The 16,591-nt window shown below is 71.5% G+C and carries 19 protein-coding genes; 10 read left to right on the forward strand and 9 right to left on the reverse strand.

Features of this window, described 5'->3' with window-relative positions; genetic code table 11:
* Complete coding sequence (locus KBX71_RS33890) at window positions 1-969, forward strand: hypothetical protein (protein WP_247683878.1); 969 nt, start codon at window positions 1-3, stop codon at window positions 967-969.
* A 40-nt stretch (window positions 970-1,009) separates the two neighbouring features.
* On the opposite strand, the gene KBX71_RS21865 is transcribed toward KBX71_RS33890, so the two are convergent.
* Window positions 1,010-1,483: a hypothetical protein gene (locus KBX71_RS21865; protein WP_210819811.1), complete on the reverse strand. Its 474-nt coding sequence runs from the start codon at window positions 1,481-1,483 to the stop codon at window positions 1,010-1,012.
* The gene (locus KBX71_RS21870; protein ID WP_210819812.1) at window positions 1,477-1,842 is read right to left on the reverse strand and encodes a hypothetical protein; all 366 of its coding nucleotides are present in this window, start codon (window positions 1,840-1,842) and stop codon (window positions 1,477-1,479) included. Before KBX71_RS21870 ends, KBX71_RS21865 begins: the two co-directional genes overlap by 7 nt.
* 264 nt (window positions 1,843-2,106) lie before the next feature.
* On the opposite strand from KBX71_RS21870, the gene KBX71_RS21875 reads away from it, so the two are divergent.
* Complete coding sequence (locus KBX71_RS21875; protein WP_210819813.1) at window positions 2,107-2,352, forward strand: winged helix-turn-helix domain-containing protein; 246 nt, start codon at window positions 2,107-2,109, stop codon at window positions 2,350-2,352.
* A gap of 241 nt (window positions 2,353-2,593) precedes the next feature.
* The gene (locus KBX71_RS21880; RefSeq protein WP_030489032.1) at window positions 2,594-2,857 is read left to right on the forward strand and encodes a DUF6244 family protein; all 264 of its coding nucleotides are present in this window, start codon (window positions 2,594-2,596) and stop codon (window positions 2,855-2,857) included.
* A 162-nt stretch (window positions 2,858-3,019) separates the two neighbouring features.
* Here the strand turns inward: KBX71_RS21880 and KBX71_RS21885 are convergent, their stop codons facing one another.
* The 4 genes from KBX71_RS21885 to KBX71_RS21900 form a co-directional block, all read right to left on the reverse strand.
* Complete coding sequence (locus KBX71_RS21885; protein ID WP_210819814.1) at window positions 3,020-3,427, reverse strand: hypothetical protein; 408 nt, start codon at window positions 3,425-3,427, stop codon at window positions 3,020-3,022.
* Window positions 3,428-3,495: 68 nt separating this feature from the next.
* Window positions 3,496-3,951, reverse strand: a complete 456-nt coding sequence (locus KBX71_RS21890) for a nitroreductase family deazaflavin-dependent oxidoreductase (RefSeq protein ID WP_307847229.1) — start codon at window positions 3,949-3,951, stop codon at window positions 3,496-3,498.
* Window positions 3,952-4,029: 78 nt separating this feature from the next.
* Window positions 4,030-5,016: an SEC-C domain-containing protein gene (locus KBX71_RS21895; protein WP_210819816.1), complete on the reverse strand. Its 987-nt coding sequence runs from the start codon at window positions 5,014-5,016 to the stop codon at window positions 4,030-4,032.
* A 105-nt stretch (window positions 5,017-5,121) separates the two neighbouring features.
* Entirely contained in the window at window positions 5,122-6,588 is a 1,467-nt protein-coding gene (locus KBX71_RS21900; protein WP_210819817.1) for an MFS transporter, read from the reverse strand.
* A gap of 220 nt (window positions 6,589-6,808) precedes the next feature.
* Here KBX71_RS21900 and KBX71_RS21905 point away from each other — a divergent pair, with 220 nt between their 5' ends.
* A complete protein-coding gene (locus KBX71_RS21905) occupies window positions 6,809-7,390 on the forward strand; it encodes a TetR/AcrR family transcriptional regulator (protein WP_210819818.1) in 582 nt (193 codons plus the stop codon).
* Between the two features lie 13 nt (window positions 7,391-7,403).
* On the opposite strand, the gene KBX71_RS34635 is transcribed toward KBX71_RS21905, so the two are convergent.
* On the reverse strand, window positions 7,404-8,762 hold the full coding sequence (locus KBX71_RS34635) for a pentapeptide repeat-containing protein (protein WP_210819819.1): 1,359 nt from the start codon (window positions 8,760-8,762) through the stop codon (window positions 7,404-7,406).
* Between the two features lie 204 nt (window positions 8,763-8,966).
* On the opposite strand from KBX71_RS34635, the gene KBX71_RS21915 reads away from it, so the two are divergent.
* Complete coding sequence (locus KBX71_RS21915) at window positions 8,967-9,746, forward strand: triacylglycerol lipase (RefSeq protein ID WP_210819820.1); 780 nt, start codon at window positions 8,967-8,969, stop codon at window positions 9,744-9,746.
* Window positions 9,747-9,800: 54 nt separating this feature from the next.
* On the opposite strand, the gene KBX71_RS21920 is transcribed toward KBX71_RS21915, so the two are convergent.
* Window positions 9,801-10,673: an aldo/keto reductase gene (locus tag KBX71_RS21920; RefSeq protein ID WP_196925444.1), complete on the reverse strand. Its 873-nt coding sequence runs from the start codon at window positions 10,671-10,673 to the stop codon at window positions 9,801-9,803.
* Window positions 10,674-10,915: 242 nt separating this feature from the next.
* On the opposite strand from KBX71_RS21920, the gene KBX71_RS21925 reads away from it, so the two are divergent.
* The 3 genes from KBX71_RS21925 to KBX71_RS21935 all read left to right on the forward strand — a co-directional run bounded on the left by KBX71_RS21925 (window position 10,916) and on the right by KBX71_RS21935 (window position 13,866).
* Complete coding sequence (locus KBX71_RS21925) at window positions 10,916-11,278, forward strand: YciI family protein (protein ID WP_210819821.1); 363 nt, start codon at window positions 10,916-10,918, stop codon at window positions 11,276-11,278.
* A gap of 258 nt (window positions 11,279-11,536) precedes the next feature.
* Window positions 11,537-12,985 (forward strand): pyruvate kinase, encoded by a 1,449-nt coding sequence (gene pyk, locus KBX71_RS21930; protein WP_210819822.1) that lies wholly within the window; start codon window positions 11,537-11,539, stop codon window positions 12,983-12,985.
* A complete protein-coding gene (locus tag KBX71_RS21935) occupies window positions 12,982-13,866 on the forward strand; it encodes an acyl-CoA thioesterase II (protein WP_196925446.1) in 885 nt (294 codons plus the stop codon). The genes pyk and KBX71_RS21935 overlap by 4 nt, the downstream gene beginning before the upstream one ends.
* Window positions 13,867-13,934: 68 nt before the next feature.
* On the opposite strand, the gene KBX71_RS21940 is transcribed toward KBX71_RS21935, so the two are convergent.
* Entirely contained in the window at window positions 13,935-14,603 is a 669-nt protein-coding gene (locus KBX71_RS21940; RefSeq protein ID WP_196925447.1) for a YceI family protein, read from the reverse strand.
* A gap of 291 nt (window positions 14,604-14,894) precedes the next feature.
* Here KBX71_RS21940 and KBX71_RS21945 point away from each other — a divergent pair, with 291 nt between their 5' ends.
* Both KBX71_RS21945 and KBX71_RS21950 read left to right on the forward strand, forming a co-directional pair.
* Window positions 14,895-15,359, forward strand: a complete 465-nt coding sequence (locus KBX71_RS21945) for an Rrf2 family transcriptional regulator (protein WP_196925448.1) — start codon at window positions 14,895-14,897, stop codon at window positions 15,357-15,359.
* A 204-nt stretch (window positions 15,360-15,563) separates the two neighbouring features.
* Window positions 15,564-16,550 carry a sulfite exporter TauE/SafE family protein gene (locus KBX71_RS21950; protein WP_210819823.1) on the forward strand — a complete coding sequence of 329 codons (987 nt, stop codon included), beginning with the start codon at window positions 15,564-15,566 and terminating at the stop codon, window positions 16,548-16,550.
* Window positions 16,551-16,591 lie beyond the last annotated feature (41 nt).

Below are 16,591 nucleotides of genomic sequence, written 5' to 3' on the forward strand. Positions count from 1 at the left end.
GTGTCCTTCGAGGAGTACGCGGCGCTGGCCCGACAACTCTCCGACCAGCACCGCGCCGGGGAACAACACGCCGCCGCCGAATCCGCGCGCCGCCGCGACCTGCACGCCGCCGTCGACTACCTCCAGCAGCGGCTGACCGCCCAGGGGCAGCGCCTCGACCAGCTCGGCCGAGCCATCGGCATCGACCAGCCATCCGCCGCCCCTGCCCCTGCCCCTGATCCAGGCGCGGGGCAGAGGGCGGGGACGCCGGGTGAGACAGCTGCCTGGCCCGGCCCGCCGTCCGGCGCTGGCTCGCCGTCCGCTCCTGGCACCGGCACGTCTCCCGCTGCCGGCTCCGGGTCGTCCTCCGGTGCCGGCTTTGGCCCGCCCTTCGCTCCCGGCGCTCCCACCGCGCCCGGAACCGGGGACGGAGGATCCGCCGGCGCAGCCGGCGTGCCGGGGCGGGCGGGGGTCGGGGCGTACCCCCAGTTGCCGGTAGGGGAGGCGCGGCTGGCGCTGCCGACGGCGGTGAGCCCGGCGGGCGGCGGGGTGCCCGCGCAGCGCGTGGCGGCGGCCGACCCGGTGGTGGAGCTGGAGCTGGCCCGGCGGATGGCCGACGAGGCCGACCGGCACGGGCAGCAGGCGGAGCTGCTGGCCCAGCGGCCGGTGCTGCTGCCGACGTTGTCGCCGCTGGCCCGCGCGGTCGCCGTCTACGCAGCGTGCGGGGCTGCCGCCGGGGTGCTCGTGCTGATCCTGGTGCTCGCCTCCGGGGTCGGTCTGGTCGACGGCTTCACCCTCGGCGCGTGGATCTGCGCGGGGTTGCCGGCGGTGGCGTTCTTCGGCGGGTACCTGGTGCTGGGCCGGTGGGGGCGGCCCGCGATGGTCGCCGGCACCCCGCCGCGGTACCTGCCGCTCGGGTTCCTGATCTGCTTCCTGCTGGTGCCGATGGCCTACTGCGCCTACCTGCTGCTGGTCCGCGGCCTGCGCTGACAGTTCGGGGTGGCTGGCTCGATCTTCCGCTCTGTCGCGCTCACCGCCGGTCGGATTCGGCCGGTGCGCCTGCCGGTTGCCGATCCGCGTCGTGCGCAGAGTCGTCGGCAGCGCCTGCGGCGACCACGAGGATTTCGTCGAGTTCGCGGTCGGTGAGACCCTCGTCTTCGAGCAGGCCGAGCAGCAACACCGTCCGCGCGACGATCGCCGCCGCGTCGTGGGGCACGGGCGGACGCTCACCGAGCGCCGCCCACACCAGCGCCTCGGCCAGCACCGGGTCGACGTCGTGCCCGGTCGTGTCGTAGCGTTCCCGAGCGGACGCCACGAAGCGGATCACCGGCGCGCGATCCTGCCCCGCGACGAACCGCCGCCGTACCGCCACCAACAGCGCACCGGCGAGCAGGTCCGCGTACCGCAGCCAGTCCGACTCGGCGAACCGGCCCAGCCGCCGTTCGTGGCCACGCAGCCGCCCGGTCAGCAGGCCGCGCAGCGCCGCCTGCGGGTCCGTCACCATCGTCGCTCCCTGATCATCGTGAGTGCCCTCCGGTGCGTGCGTGGCCCGGTCAGTCGATGCCGCCTGGTGACCAGAGCACTCGCCGCCCGGGAACCGCGAGCGATCACCTCGGCGCTGCCGGCGTCGCCGACCCTGTCGCTGTCGTGGTCGGCCTCGTTGTCGTGGCTGGCCCGGCTGTGGTGGTCGGCGTCGTTGTCGTCGCTGGTGGGCTGGGCCGGCGAGGGCTGGGCCGGCGGCTCTCCGGTCAGTGCCGCCACCGAACGATCGATCCGGCATCCCCCGACCGCGAGCCGGGCGACGACCAGGTCCAACCGGGTGATCGCCGCCGCGAGCTGCCGGGCCGCGACCACGTCTGCCACTTCCCGGGTACGTCGCAGCCGATCCTCGGTCGCCCCCAACCGCCAGCGGACACGAGCGGCCAGCGCGGCGGCCCGGTGCGCGTCGAGCCGCGCAGCGTGCAGGCCGGCGAGCAGGTCCCCGACCGGGCGCTTCCTTCGCGGTGGGAACGAACCAGCTCCGGGTTGCAGACCTGGGAGCCGGCCAGGGGAGAGCGTATATAACAGGTCATGTAAGCGCAAGCATCGACCACACATTGCTTGCTATACAAAGTTCCTCGTGATCGAATGGCAGGGCAGACCTGGGAGACACCAATGCCCGCCAAAGCGAAGTGGGCGCTGATCGCCGACGGCATCCGCGCTCAGATCAGGTCCGGCGAACTCGCGCCGGGCGACAAGCTGCCCTCGACCTCCGAGCTGTGCCGTCAGCATGACGTCTCGGCCATCGTTGTTCGCCAGGCCATCAACGCGCTGAAGATCGAGGGTTTGGTAGAAGGGGTCGGTGGCGTCGGTGTGTTCGTCGCCGAACGCTGAACGGCCCCTGATCCCATAGAACAACCTAGATCTTGGACAGTTTCCGTTAGCTCGTAACGGAAACTGTCCAAGATCTAGGTCGCCATCCGGATCCAGTCGGGGTCCGCTCGCGTGGGGCGACCCCCCGGAGGTGACGCGGGAGCGAGCGACCGGTCGTGCTGGGTGCGCGGATCTCGTACGCTCCCATGTGGTCTCCGCCGGTGCGGTGGTGGGGGCGATGGTCCATCACGGGGAGGTGCGCGTGAGCGCTGCACAGATCATCGCGAGGTTGGCGGCGGCGTCGCAGAAGCTGGACGAGGCGAAAGCCAAGACCGCGGCGGCAGCACAGGACGCAGCCGAGGCGCGAGCACTCGTCGCCGGTGCGTTGGAAGGCGTAGCCGCCGGTCCGCTGGTCGGCATGATCGATTCGTACCGCCAGGCGCTCGCGCAGGCGTCCCAGGGTGGCGACCCGGCCAAGCAGCACGTGCAGGAGACGATCGCCAAGGTCCGAGCGCTGGGAAACTGACCACTGGTACTGGCGCCTCGTTACCGGTCGGGTTGACCTCGCCGCCGCCGTGATGGCTGTGCTGGAGCACGATGCCTCGGTGCTGACCAGCGAGGTCAGGGCGTACGTCGATGGCGGTGACCTTCCGGTCATCCGCTTTCCTGACTAGCGCCCTCGATCGGTTCAGCGGGTGACGCGGACCGTGTTGTTGAAGTCCAGGAAATCGCAATTCTCCTGCTCGCACAGTTCGAAGTGTCCGCTGGCGAGCGCCACGCCCTTGTTGAACGCGAAGCCGCCCGCATCCGCGAACACCCGCCCCGTCACGACCTGGGTCTCACCCGAACAGCGGAGCGGCGCCCAGCCCGTTCCGTGCGCAACCCGGTCGCCCGACCGCTGCCGAAGGGTGAGGTTCGAGGTGCCGGACATGCCGGCCTGACAGACCACGGTGAGGGTCAGGTCGACGGCGACGCCGCGCGCGACAAGGGTCGCGGCGGTGACTTCGACGCTGCTTGCCGCGCTGGCCGGCGTCGGCGCCAGCACGATGGAGAGTGACAGGCCGAGTAGTGCGATGGTGGTGGTGATGCGGCGCACGACGGTTCTCCTTGCCGGAGTGGGTGCTTACCTGGCGTCACCATAGCCCTCCCCGGCACTGAGGGATATCAATCGACGGCGGGTTCGCGTTCGATGACGACGACCGGGATCTCGCGCTCGGTTTCCTTCGCGTAGCGCGCGTACGTCGGGAAGACCTTCGTCATCACCGGCCACAGCCGAGCGCGCTCCTCGCCGGTCGCGGTCCGGGCCCGGCCGACGATCCGCTCGGCGCCGACCTGGATCTCAACCGTCGGGTCGGCGGTGAGGTTCAGGTACCAGGCGGGGTGCGTGGCCGCGCCGCCGTTGGACGCCACCAGCAGATGGTTGTCGCCGTCGCGTCCGTACATCAGGGCCGTGCGGCGCAGTTGGCCCGATCGGCGTCCGCGGGTGGTGAGCAGCAGCGAGGGTACGCCGTGGAAGGTGCCACCGTCGGCGCCGTCGGTCCGCACGTAGCGCCGGATGTGGCTGGCGACCCAGCCGACCGGGCTGTCCTCGACCGTCTCGTTCCGCTCGTGTGTGGTCACGCCATCGCCTCCATCGTCGAGCCCGGACGGTCGAACGGACGCGTCGACCATACGTCGGGGTCAGAGCGCCCGGAACAATCAGCCGCGCGAGCGCGGGAGGCAGCACTTCTTGTACTTGGCGCCGGACGCGCACCAGCAGGTGTCGTTGCGGCCGGGTGGCCAGGCGGTCACGCCGGCCTCGTCGAGGCTGTCGGCGTACTCGTCGAGGGTTTCCTCGCTGGTGGGGTCGCTTCCGGTGGGTTCGGCGAAGGCCGCCAGCCCGGCGACCGTGCCGACGACCACGCCCAGGTCGGCGCCGCCCAGCCCAGATGCCTCGACGAGGGCGCGTTCGATCTGGGCGCGGTGTTCGTCCCAGGTGGCGGGGTACCTGTCGACGAGGGTGGGCCAGCGCAGCAGCAGCGCGGTGAACTCCGCCTGCGGCCAGAACAGCACCGTCGCGGGGCCGTCGTCGAGGGCGTCGAGCGCGTGGGTGCTCGCGGCGCGCAGCCGGTCGGCGAGGGTGTCGTACTCGTCGTGCTGTAGGCCCTGCTCTTCGCGCAGGTCGTGCCGCTGCTGGGCCAGGCCGTAGATCATGGCCGCGGCCTCGTCCTGGGCGTCCTCGGATTCGTGCTGCTGGCTGCGGGTGCGTTCCAGGATCGCGTCGAGTGCCCCGGTGAGCCATTCCAGCGCCATCTCGGGGTGGCCGGATTCGGCCAGCTCGTCGATCAGGTACGTGGCCCTGTGGTCGGTCTCCAGCAGCGGACGCAGGGCGGTCAGCTCGGCCATGCCCTCGTCGGTACGCCCGAGGCGCAGCAGCAGGCCGCCGCGCACCGCTCGCGGGTACGCGTTGTCGTCCGGCTGCTCGGCGACGGCGCGGGTGGCCAGGGCGAGCGCGTCGGCCAGGTCGCCGGCCTGTTCCAGGATGTCCACGGCGACCAGTAGGGCGTACCCGATGTCGTCGGGGTCCGCGACCCGCCCCTCGTCGACGGCGCCCACCAGTTCGGCGACGAGCGCGGCCGGGTCGGGGCTCTCGGCGCCCAGGGCGCCGATCTCTTCGATGCGGTCGGCGGTCAGCAACTCGGACATGGGCGCATCCTGAAAGACGACGGACGGTGGGTGGGGGAGCGGCCAGCGTACTCCTGGATATGCCGAAGCCCGAGCGGCGAACCGCCCGGGCTTCGACACGTTCCCTCAGCGGGTCGCTGGCATGGTGGCGAACTCGCCGGCTAGCTCCGACTCGACGATCGTCGTGGCGGACGGCCGGCGACCGGCCGACGCCCGCCGGGCGGACGGGACGGCGAGGGCCGCGAGCGCGGCGGCCAGGGCGATCGCGGTGAGGACGAGAAACCCCATCGTGAAGCCGGCCTCCCGGGGTAGGCCGTTGGCCTGCGGGTGCGCAGTGATCACGCCGCTGACCACGGCCGCGCCGATCGCGCCGCCGATGGTGCGGATGTTGGCGTTCATGCCGGTCGCCACGCCGGTCTGGCTGGCCGGCACGCTGCCGACGATCAGGTTGGCCATCGACGCGAAGGCCAGGCCGATGCCGAGGCCGACCACGCCGCCGGCGATGGCGACCTCCCAGCGGGTGTCGTGCGCGGTGGCGAGCATGGCGGCGGCGGCCACGTTGAGGGTGGCACCGGTGGTGAGCTGCGCCTTGGCGCTGAAGACGGCCTGGAGCCGCCCGGCGACGATGCCGGCGACGAACATCGCGACGAGCATCGGCAGCATGAGCAGACCGGCCTGACTGATGCTCGCCCCGAAGCCGTATCCGGCGGCAGTCGGGGTCTGCAGGAACTGGGGGAGGAACGCGTACACGGAGAACATCGATGCGCCGTAGAGCAGGGCGACCAGGTTGGTGGTCCAGACGCCGGGCAGGCGCATCATCCGCATGTCGATGAGCGGGTTGGGCGAGCGCACCTCGGTGACCAGCCAGCCGACCAGCAGCACCACGGCGAGCGCCAGCAGCCCGAGCACCCGGGCGGAGGTCCAGCCCCACGCCGCGCCCTGGCTGATCGGCAGCAGCAACGCGACGAGCCAGCCGGAGAGCAGCAGTGTGGCGCGCCAGTCGATGCGACCGGGGGTACGGACCGGCGACTCGGGCACGAACAGGTGCGCGGCCACGGCGGTCAGCCCGACCACGACCATGGGGATCCAGAACAGCCAGCGGTAGTCCAGCGTGCTGACGATCGGGCCGGCCAGCACGATGCCCAGGCCGCCGCCGACGGCGACGATCGCCGAGATGGCGGCCACGGCGGTGGAGACCCGCGCGGCCGGGAACTCGTCGCGGATGATGCCGAACGACAGCGGGAAGACCGCTCCGCCGATGCCCTGGACGACCCGGGCGAGGATGAGGACTCCGATGTTCGGCGCGATGGCGGCCAGCAGGCAGCCGAGGGCGAGGGCGGCGAGCGAGACGACGAGCATCCGCTCCTTGCCGATCATGTCGCCGACGCGTCCGAGGATCGGCGTGAAGATCGACGCGCTGAGCAGGTAGGCGGTCAGGACCCAGGTCACTGTGTTCTGGGAGGTGTGCAGGTCCTGCTGGATGGTCGGCAGCACCGGGGTGATCAGCGACTGGAGCATCGCGAAGAACCCGGCGCCGGCCGCGAGCACGGTGAAGGTGAGCCGACGCGAGCTGCGTCGGGAGGTCACTGCCACGAGAGAAAACTCCCTGAGTACGTACGGGAATGAGGCTTGCACCCGTCGTCTGGAACGGGGTGGTCTGTCGGGGTCCGGGCGATCGGGGTGGCCAGGCGGCGATCGGGCGGGTCCCGAGGTAAGGTAACCGGAGGCAGGCCTCCGGGATTCCGGAGGGGTGCCTCCACTAAGCTAGCGGAGGGTTCCCTCCGGATGCAACCAGGGTGAGGTGACGCACGTCATGACCGGTGCGGGGCAGGCGCCCGAGGTCTTCGCCCAGCGGCCCAAGCGGGCCGACGCGCGGCGTAACTACGACGCCCTGATCGCGGCGGCCCGCGAGGCGTTCGCCGAGCACGGCGCTGCCGCCTCCCTGGAGGACGTGGCTCGCCGGGCCGGAGTCGGCATCGGCACGCTCTACCGCAACTTCCCGAACCGCCGGCACCTGTTCGAGGCCGTGTACGTCGAGGAGGTCCGGGCTCTCTGCCACTCCGCCGAGGGGCTGGCCGAGCTGCCACCCTGGGACGCGTTCGTCGCCTGGCTGCACCGCTTCGTCGCGTACGTCGCCACCAAGCGGGCGCTCGCCGAGCAGTTGCTGCACGACTCCGAGATCTTCGCCAGCTGCCGCACGGAGATCTTCTCCGCCGGTGAGCCGCTGATGCGTCGCGCACAGGGCGCCGGTGTGGTCCGTGACGACATCGGCTTCGACGACGTGGTGCGGCTGATCAGTGGCCTCACCATGGCCCAGTTCCCGTCACCCGAACAGCGCGACCGGGTGCTCGGCGTCGCCCTGGACGGCCTGCGACCGCCGGCCGCTTCGCGCTGACGCCCCGTCCGGGTCAGCGGTCGACCAGCAGCAGCCACTCGTCGTCGAGCCGTTCGACCGTCGTGCCGGCGGGCCACGCGTGATCGCCGCCGGCCGCTGCCCGCGCCTGGTCGACCTGCGGCGGCTGGCTGAACTCGGCACCGTCGAACCTGCCCGCACCCTTGAACCGCGCCCGGCCGAAGTTCGCCGCGCCCTCGAAGCGGGTCTGCTCGAAGCACGCCTCGGTGGCGAACACGGTCCATCGGAAGAGCGCCATGTCCGCAAAGCGGACCGCGCGGAACCCGGCGTACCCGGCGAACTCGGTGCGCTCCATCGACAGGCCGCTGAGGAAGGTGGCTTTCCGGAACCTGGCCCCGTCATTGAAGTGGGTCGCGTCGAAACTGGTCGACTGGTCGAAGACCGCCCGGTGAAATGACGTCGGGCCGGCGAAGCGCGACCGCCGGCAGGACAGGCCGTCGGCGAACCCGGCTCGGTCGAAGCTGGCCTCACCCTCGAAGCGGGCGGCGTCCAGGAAGACCTCCGCCTCGGCGGTGAGATCGTCGAAGACCACGTCGCCGAAGGTGGCCGCGCCGAGCAGGAGTCGCCCCTGGGTCGTCGCGCCCGCGAAGGTGGTCGTGCCGGTGAACACCGCACCCGTGAAGTTCGCGTCGACGAGCGTGCAGCCGGCGGCGTCGAAGTCGACAAGCGTGGCGCCGGCCAGGTCGAGCCTCAGCTCCGGCCAGTGGGCCGCGCCGTCCGCGCGCAGGTGCCGGGTGAGCACGCGCTGCGCGCTGCGCCGGACCTCCGTCTCGCGCGGCTCGCCGTCGGGCGCCGGCATCCGCAGGTACGCGCAGAGCACCGCAGCGATGGTCGGGCGCTGCCCCGGATTGTCCTGACCGAGGCGCTCCAGAGCGTGCAGGCCGCCGAGGCGTACCGCCGCGCTGTCGTTGCCGAGCAGCTCCACCGCCCGGGTGTAGAGCTCGGTCAGCCGACGCTCCGCCGCGTCGTGCTCGGCGGCTCCGGACTGCCGGTCCTGGTGGCGCTGCGCGGCCTCGGCCACCGTCTCGGCGTGCGCCTGCACCCGGTCCCGGTGTACCTGGTCCCGTGCGGCGACGCCCTCCTGGTGCCGCTGCGCGCGTTCGGCGATCCACTGGCGGCGGGCGGCGAGCAGCAGCGCGAGCCCTCCGCCGGTGCCGGCGACGACCGTCAGTCCGGTGCGGATCGCGTCGATGCGCAGCGTGGCGCGGGTGTCGGGTTGGCTGGCGCGGTCGGCCTCGGTGAGCAGCAGGTCCAGCACCAGCCAGCCCAGCGCGACGGCGGCCAGTAGGCCGACCAGGACCAGCCACCACGGCATCACCCGCAGCTCGCGCTCGGTGGGTTCGTCGACAGCCACGACGACAGCATGCCAGTCACCGATGGTGTCCGATATGGAGCGCGGCGCTATGACCGTTTACGCCCCCGCCGGAACAACGGGTTACCGGCGCGTAACAAGTCATTGACGTTTCTGAATTGTTAAGGGCATGATCGTCGCACGGTCGACCGGACACCCCCACCCACCTGCCCGGTTCGCCGGGTGCCTCCCCCCGGAGGTGCAGCGATGCTGCTCCGAAAGACCGCCCTCGTCCTGGCCCTCGCCACCGCCGCGCTGCTCACGTCCGCCACCACGGCGACCGCCGCCCCGGCCGCTGTTGCCCCCACAACGCCATTCGCCGCCGCGGCGGCCAACCCCGTCATCGTGGTCGGCGGGCTCAGCGGCGTCGCCTTCGCGTACGAGCCGATCGCCGCCCGCCTACGCGCCGACGGCTACCGCACCTTCATCTACCAACTCCCCGGACTGGGCCTCGGTGACATCCCCACCTCGGCCCGCGCGTTCGCCACCTACGTCGAGCAGGTACGCGCCAACACCGGCGCGGCGACTGTCGACGTCGTCGCCCACTCCGAAGGGGGCCTGGTCAGCCGGTACTACCTCAAGCGGCTCGGCGGCACCGCCACCGTCGGCCGGTACGTCAGCCTGGGCACACCGCAGTACGGCACGTACGTCGCCAACATCGTGGCGTTCCTGGGCCTGGGCAGCTGCGCCGGCATCGTGGCCTGCCAACAGATGACCATCGGCTCGGCGTTCCTCGCCGACCTCAACGCCGGCGACGACACCCCGGGCGCGGTGCGCTACACCACCGTCCGCACACTGCAGGACGAGTTGGTCCGGCCGACCGGGAACGCCGCCGTCAACGACGGTGCGACGAACGTGCTGATCCAGGCGTACTGCCCGCTGCGGGTGGTGGGGCACCTCGGCCTGGTGCTCGACGGCACGGCGTACACCATCGTGCGCGGCGCTCTGGTCGACGGCCCGGTGCGACCCAACTGCCTCGCGCTCTGACCCGGTCCGGTGCGGCGGTCCCGGAGGGGTCGCCGCACCTGACCGCGAGGTGGGTCAGCTCGCCTTGGCGAGCGCCTCGAACTCGTCGTCGGTGAGCCGCACGTCGGCCGCGCCCACGTTCTCCTCCAGGTGCGCCACCGAGGACGTGCCGGGGATCGGCAACATCACCGGCGAGCGGCGCAGCAGCCAGGCCAGCGCGAGCTGCGCGGGCGACGCGCCGTGCGCGTTGGAGATGGCGTCCAGTGGGCCGCCCGGCCGGGCCAGCTCACCTGTCGCGATCGGGTACCACGGGATGAACGCGAGGTCGTTGCGCTCGCAGTACTCCAGCACGTCCTCGGCGCTGCGGTTGGCGAGGTTGTACAGGTTCTGCACTGACGCGATCGTGGTGATCGCCCGGGACTCCTCGATCTGCGCGACGCTCACCTCGGACAGCCCGATGTGCTGGATCTTGCCCTCCTCGCGCAGCAGGGCCAGCTCACCGAGCTGATCGGCGAGCGGCACCTTCGGGTCGATCCGGTGCAGCTGGTACAGCGGGATGCTGTCCAGGCCGAGGTGGCGCAGGCTCAGTTCGCACTGCTGGCGTAGGTACTCCGGGCGACCCACCGCACGCCAGTCGCCAGGACCGGACCGGGTGAACCCACCCTTGGTCGCGATGACCAGATCATCGGCGTACGGGTGCAGGGCCTCCCGGATCAGCAACTCCGACACGAACGGCCCGTACGAGTCGGCGGTGTCGATGAACGTCACGCCCAGCTCGATCGCACGGCGCAGCACGCGAACCGCCTCGGCCGGATCCTTCGGGTCACCCCAGACCCCCGGGCCGGTGATCTGCATGGCCCCGTAGCCGAGTCGGTTGACTGTGACGTCGCCGCCGATCCGGTACGTGCCGGACGCCTTCGCGGGCTGTTCACTGATGTTTGTCGCCATTGCCCGATCCCCAATCGTCTCGTCGTGGCGGGCGTGGACAGCGCGGGCGTAAAAGAGCCCACCCGCCACCGATGGATCATCCCCCGGAACCCCACCGCCATGCCGCCGGTCTGCCGAGTGTGGGCGCGGACACGCCATGGGCGCGTGAGCCGAGTTGCCGGGAAGCGCCCGGTACGACCGGGGTGTCCGTGCGACGCTGGCCGGAGCCGGTGCGTTCCGGCGCGACGGCGGAGGGAGCACCCATGGGAGTGCCGCAGGTCAACTTCGCGCTCGACACGTACGAGTGCATCGTGATCTATCCCGGCGTGGCCGGGCGGGCCCTGCCCCCCGAGACCGTGCAACGGTTGCAGGCCGAGCACGGCGAGCACATGCAGGCGTTGCAGCGCCGCGGCATCGTCCTGGTCGCCGGCTCAGTCGACGGGCCGGCGCGCGAGCCGGATCCGCCGATCGGCTTCGGACTGGCCCGCACCGGCAGCGTCGACGACGTCCGCAGCGTGCTGGAGGCCGACCCGGCGGTGCAGGCCGGGCTCTACCGGGTGGAGGTGCTGACCTTCCTCTGCCCGGCCGGATCCCTTGAGTTCCCGCTGGTCAAGGCCGGCAGCTGAGTCGCCAATCCATCGATGGCTGTCGTGATGACGACGGCGCCCGCCCGCACCCGGAGTGAGTCGCCGCCGGGAGCACCCCGACAGCGCACGCCAGCGGAGGCGTACGATTCCCGGCGCGCGGTCGCTGATGCCCGTCGCCACAACGTTCCCGGTGCGGTTCCGCCCGCCGGCCCGACGCGCGCCGCGCGTCGTTGGACACCTGTTCCGCTGCCTGCAAGGGGTCGGCCACGAGTCCGACCTGAAGGAGAGACTAGCCTGATGGGCGTGACACGCCGCGTAAAGATCGTCTGCACTCTGGGTCCCGCCACCTCGTCCCCGGAGCGCATCCGGGGTCTTGTCGAGGCCGGCATGAACGTGGCGAGGCTCAACTTCAGCCACGGCAGCCACGAAGACCACGAGGCGGTCTACCGACTGGTCCGGGAGGCGTCGCAGGCGGCAGGTAAGCCGGTGGCCGTCCTCGCCGACCTGCAGGGCCCCAAGATCCGGCTCGGTAAGTTCGCCGACGGCCCGCACGAGTGGCGTACCGGCGACTCGGTCGTGATCACCGGCGACGACATCATCGGCACCAAGGAGCGGGTCTCCTGCACCTACACCAAGCTGCCGCACGAGGTGAAGCCCGGTGACCGGCTGCTGATCGACGACGGTCGGGTCGCCGTCGAGGTCACCGACGTCACCGGCAACGACATCCGCTGCCTCGTCACCGAGGGCGGCCCGGTCTCCAACAACAAGGGCGTGTCGCTGCCCAACGTGGCGGTCAGCGTGCCCGCCATGTCGGACAAGGACGCCGAGGACCTGCGTTTCTCCCTGGGTCTCGGCGTCGACCTGGTCGCGCTGTCCTTCGTCCGCTCGGCCGAGGACATCAAGCTCGTCCACAACATCATGGCCGAGGAGGGCGTGTACCGGCCGGTGCTGGCCAAGGTCGAGAAGCCGGAGGCGGTGGAGCACCTGGAGGCCATCGTGCTGGCCTTCGACGGCGTCATGGTCGCCCGCGGTGACCTCGGCGTGGAGATGCCGCTGGACGAGGTCCCGCTGGTGCAGAAGCGCGCCGTGCAGCTGTGCCGGGAGAACGCCAAGCCGGTCATCGTGGCCACCCAGATGCTCGACTCCATGATCGAGAATTCCCGCCCCACCCGGGCGGAGGCGTCCGACGTCGCCAACGCGGTGCTCGACGGCGCGGACGCGGTCATGCTCTCCGGCGAGACCAGCGTCGGCAAGTACCCGGTGCTCACCGTCAGCACCATGGCCAAGATCGTGACGACCACCGAGGCGGGTTCGATCGGGGTGCCGCGGTTGCAGCACGACCCCCGTACCCACGGTGGCGCCCTCACCGTCGCCGCCTCGTCGATCGCCCGGGCCATCAACGCCAAGGCGCTCGTCGCCTTCTCGCAGACCGGCGACACCGTGCGACGGCTGTCCCGCCTGCACTGCGACCTGCCGCTGCTGGCCTTCACGCCGGTCCCCGAGGTGCGCGACCAGCTCGCCCTCACCTGGGGCGTGGAGACCTTCCTGATGCCGTTCGTGCAGCACACCGACGACATGTTCCGCCAGGTCGACCAGGCGCTGCTCGGCCTCGACCGGGCCAACCCCGGTGACTACGTGGTGATCGTGGCGGGTAGCCCGCCCGGCACCCCTGGCTCGACCAACACGCTGCGCGTACACCAGCTCGGCTCGCTCGTCGACGCCGCGTCGGCGCGGGCGCTGCAGTGAGCGACGGTCGGGTCGCGGTCGGCCAGGCGGCGGTAGACCAGCTGCTGGAAGTGCTCGACCTCGACCCGACCGGGGAGATGACCTTCCGGGGGATGAGCCCCCCGGTCGGCCCACAACGGGTGTACGGAGGCCAGGTCGCCGGCCAGGCCCTGGTCGCCGCCGGTCGCACCGTCGACCCGGAGCGCTTCGTGCACTCGCTCCACGGCTACTTCGTCCGCCCCGGCGACCCGGTCGAGCCGATCGCGTACGAGGTGGAGAACATCCGCGACGGCAGGTCCTTCTCGGTCCGCCGCTCGGTAGCCCTCCAGCACGGCAAGCCGATCTTCTTCATGTCGGCGTCGTTCCAGCGGGCCGAGGAGGGCCTGGACCACCAGGCCCCGGCCCCGCTGGACGTACCCCCGCCGCAGGACGTGCCGACGATGACCGATCGGCTCTCCCGCTACCCGGAGCGGCTGGGCATCTGGGGCCAGATCCCCCGGCCGATCGACGTGCGCTACGTGGGCGAGCCCGGCTGGGTCCGCCCCGGCGACCGACCCGCCGACCCGCACCAGCGCGTCTGGATGCGCATCGACGGCAAACTGCCCGACGACCCCCTGCTGCACGCCTGCGCGCTCACCTACGCCTCGGACCTCACCCTGCTGGACTCGGTGCTCTCCGTGCACGGCGAGGTGTGGGGGCCGGGCGGGTTGGTCGGCGCGAGCCTGGACCACGCGCTCTGGTTCCACCGGCCGTTCCGGGCCGACGAGTGGTTCCTCTACGACTGCCTGAGCCCGTCGGCGTCCGGTGCGCGAGGGCTGGCCACCGGCCGGATGTTCACCACGGACGGCCGGCAGATCGCCAGTGCCGTCCAGGAGGGTCTGCTGCGCCGCGTCGGCGCCTGATCCTGTAGCTCATCCCCGCCTGACGCTGTCGCCCGTCCCCGCCAGGCATTTGGCGGGGGCGAGGTGGGTCAGGCCTGGTGGATGGCCTCTCCGGCGATCTCGATCTGCACCGTCTTGCCGACCAGCACCCCGCCGCTCTCCAGGACGACATTCCAGAGCAGCCCGTAGTCCTCGCGGTTCATCTCGGCCGTCGCGCTGAAGCCGAAGATGTTCTGCCCGTACGGATCACGACGAGCGCCACCGAAATTCACCTCCAGGTCAACAGCCCGGGTGATCCCCTTCACGGTCAACTCACCGGTGAGAACGAATCGCCCGGGAATGCCGTCGGACTGCGGCGGAACAATGTGACTCCGGCCTCTTCCGCCCAGCCGATGGTTGCGCAGACGCGCCCACTGGAATATGGGGTCCTCGTTGCCCTGCCATTTGATGCCGGTGCTTCGATATTCGAGAGTGGGAAAGCGCTCCACGTCGAGGAAGTCGGCACTCTTCAGATGCGTGTCCCGGTCGACGCTCCCGGTGGTGATGCTGGCCGACATGATGGTGGCCGTCACCGAGGAGAGTAGCGGGTCCTCCGCCACGAAGATCTGCGCCGTGGCCTCGGCGAACTCGCCGCGCACCGGGCTCACCATCATGTGCCGGGACAGGAAACCGATCCGCTTGTGCGCCTGATCGAGAAGATAGGTGCCGGCGACCGGGATGGTCATGCCATCCCAGGTGCGTGTGGCGACATCGGTCATCGTGATGCCTTCCCCCCGAGCGCGCCCGGGTGTTTATCAATATGGTGCTGGCGGCCGTGTAAACGGCCAGACATTCGTACTCCCGCCCAGCATAGGGACGCTCCAGAAGACCATTTCGGCCACCACCGTGCGGTGGATCATGACGTACCTCACCGGCCCCTACCGGCGGCCGTCCACCGGACCCTGCCGGCCAGCCGGACCAGCGCCAGCGGCGCTCCCGCCCAGCGATGCGTGGCCGATCGGCCGAGGGTCGCCCGCCCGCCCGGTTGACCAGCGACTAACCTTGCCGACATGCGCCTCTCCGCACGGGTCGACTATGCCCTCCGCGCGGCCGCCGAGCTTGCCGCGACGGCCAGCGGCCCCGGGCGCGGCCGGCCGGTCACGGCCGACCAGATCGCCCGCGCCCAGGAGATCCCGCCGAAGTTCCTGGAGAGCATCCTTCTCCAGCTGCGCCGCGGCGGCATCGTGCACGCCCAGCGCGGCCCGGAGGGCGGCTACTGGCTGGCCCGCCCCGCCGAGGAGATCTCCCTCGCCGAGGTCATCCGGGTGATCGACGGGCCCCTCGCCCACGTACGCGGGCAACGCCCCGAGCAGCTCGGCTACCACGGCCCGGCGCACGCCCTCCAGGAGGTCTGGATCGCGCTGCGGGCAAGCGAGCGGGAGATCCTGGAACTGGTCAGCGTCGGCGATGTGGCCGCCGGCACCCTGCCCGCACGCGTCACCGAGCTGGCCGCCGACCCACGCGCCTGGATCTGAGCGCCGGCTCGCCGCCCGGCTTGACGTCACCCGGCGGGCCGGGGTCTGCGTGCCGGCTCGCTTTCCCGGCCTCGCGCCATCTGCCGCTGACCCGGCGCACCGCCCGGTCGCGTCCCATCCACCGATCGGGGGCTTGACCCCGGCTGCCCCATCCCGCATTGTCGACCAAGTCGATAGGAGATGCCGAAAAGTCAGGGGGCGCTCGTGCGCAAGCTGTTGGTCCTCGCTCTGGTCGGGCTCGTCGCGCAACTGATCGATGGTTCGCTCGGCATGGCGTACGGTTTGACCTCGTCCACCCTGCTGCTGGTCGCCGGGGTTGCCCCGGCCGCCGCCTCGGCCTCGGTGCACCTGGCCGAGATCGGCACCACGCTCGCCGCCGGCGTCGCGCACTGGCGGTTCGGCAACGTCGACTGGCGGGTGGTGACGCGCATCGCCCTACCCGGCGCTGTCGGCGCATTCGCCGGCGCCACAGTGCTCAGCTCGATCTCCACCGAGGCCGCCGCGCCGTGGATGGCCGGCATTCTCTTCACCCTCGGCGCGTACCTCCTGATCCGCTTCGCCCGACCACTGCGCACCGACCGGGTCGGCGGGCGGCTACGCGGTCGTTTCCTCGGCCCCCTGGGCCTGGTCGCCGGCTTCGTCGATGCCACCGGCGGCGGCGGATGGGGCCCGGTGGCCACCCCGGCGCTGCTGGTCTCCGGCCGCATGGAGCCCCGCAAGGTGATCGGCTCGGTCGACACCTCCGAGTTCGTCGTGGCCGGCGCGGCCAGCCTCGGCTTCCTGATCGGGTTGGGCACTGAGGGATTCCTGCTCCCCACCGTCGCCGCGCTGCTCATCGGCGGGCTCATTGCCGCCCCGCTGGCCGCCTGGCTGGTGCGAATCGTGCCCGCCCAACTGCTCGGCGCGGCAGTCGGCGGCGTCATCGTGCTGACCAACGCCCGCACCCTGATCCGCTCCGCCGAACTGGACGGTCCGACCCGACCCGCCCTGTACGCCCTGCTGGCCGTCGGCTGGCTGGCCGCCCTGGTGTTGGCCGTACGCGCCCTGCGCCGTACCCGCCGCGCCCGCGCCGAAGCCACGAGCGCTTCCCCCGCCGCCGCTGCCGGCGCGCCCGCCGAGGCCGCCGATGTTGCTTCCGCCGGCGAGGTCCCAGCCGATCTGGCGGCAACGGGTACGCCCGCCCGACGCTGAACCCCGTTTCACGCCGCCCCGCCAGCCCCGCCAGCCCCGCC

Source organism: Micromonospora sp. D93, assembly GCF_018070365.1.
GTDB classification, from domain to species: domain Bacteria; phylum Actinomycetota; class Actinomycetes; order Mycobacteriales; family Micromonosporaceae; genus Micromonospora; species Micromonospora ureilytica.

Excerpts from the sequence above, each read along its gene's own strand:
- KBX71_RS21865 (WP_210819811.1), bottom strand. The coding sequence starts at position 1,483 with ATGGTGACGGACCCGCAGGCGGCGCTGCGCGGCCTGCTGACCGGGCGG.
- KBX71_RS21875 (WP_210819813.1), top strand. The coding sequence starts at position 2,107 with ATGGCAGGGCAGACCTGGGAGACACCAATGCCCGCCAAAGCGAAGTGG.
- KBX71_RS21895 (WP_210819816.1), bottom strand. The coding sequence starts at position 5,016 with ATGTCCGAGTTGCTGACCGCCGACCGCATCGAAGAGATCGGCGCCCTG.
- KBX71_RS21905 (WP_210819818.1), top strand. The coding sequence starts at position 6,809 with ATGACCGGTGCGGGGCAGGCGCCCGAGGTCTTCGCCCAGCGGCCCAAG.
- KBX71_RS21915 (WP_210819820.1), top strand. The coding sequence starts at position 8,967 with ATGCTGCTCCGAAAGACCGCCCTCGTCCTGGCCCTCGCCACCGCCGCG.
- KBX71_RS21920 (WP_196925444.1), bottom strand. The coding sequence starts at position 10,673 with ATGGCGACAAACATCAGTGAACAGCCCGCGAAGGCGTCCGGCACGTAC.
- KBX71_RS21925 (WP_210819821.1), top strand. The coding sequence starts at position 10,916 with ATGGGAGTGCCGCAGGTCAACTTCGCGCTCGACACGTACGAGTGCATC.
- pyk (WP_210819822.1), top strand. The coding sequence starts at position 11,537 with ATGGGCGTGACACGCCGCGTAAAGATCGTCTGCACTCTGGGTCCCGCC.
- KBX71_RS21940 (WP_196925447.1), bottom strand. The coding sequence starts at position 14,603 with ATGACCGATGTCGCCACACGCACCTGGGATGGCATGACCATCCCGGTC.
- KBX71_RS21945 (WP_196925448.1), top strand. The coding sequence starts at position 14,895 with ATGCGCCTCTCCGCACGGGTCGACTATGCCCTCCGCGCGGCCGCCGAG.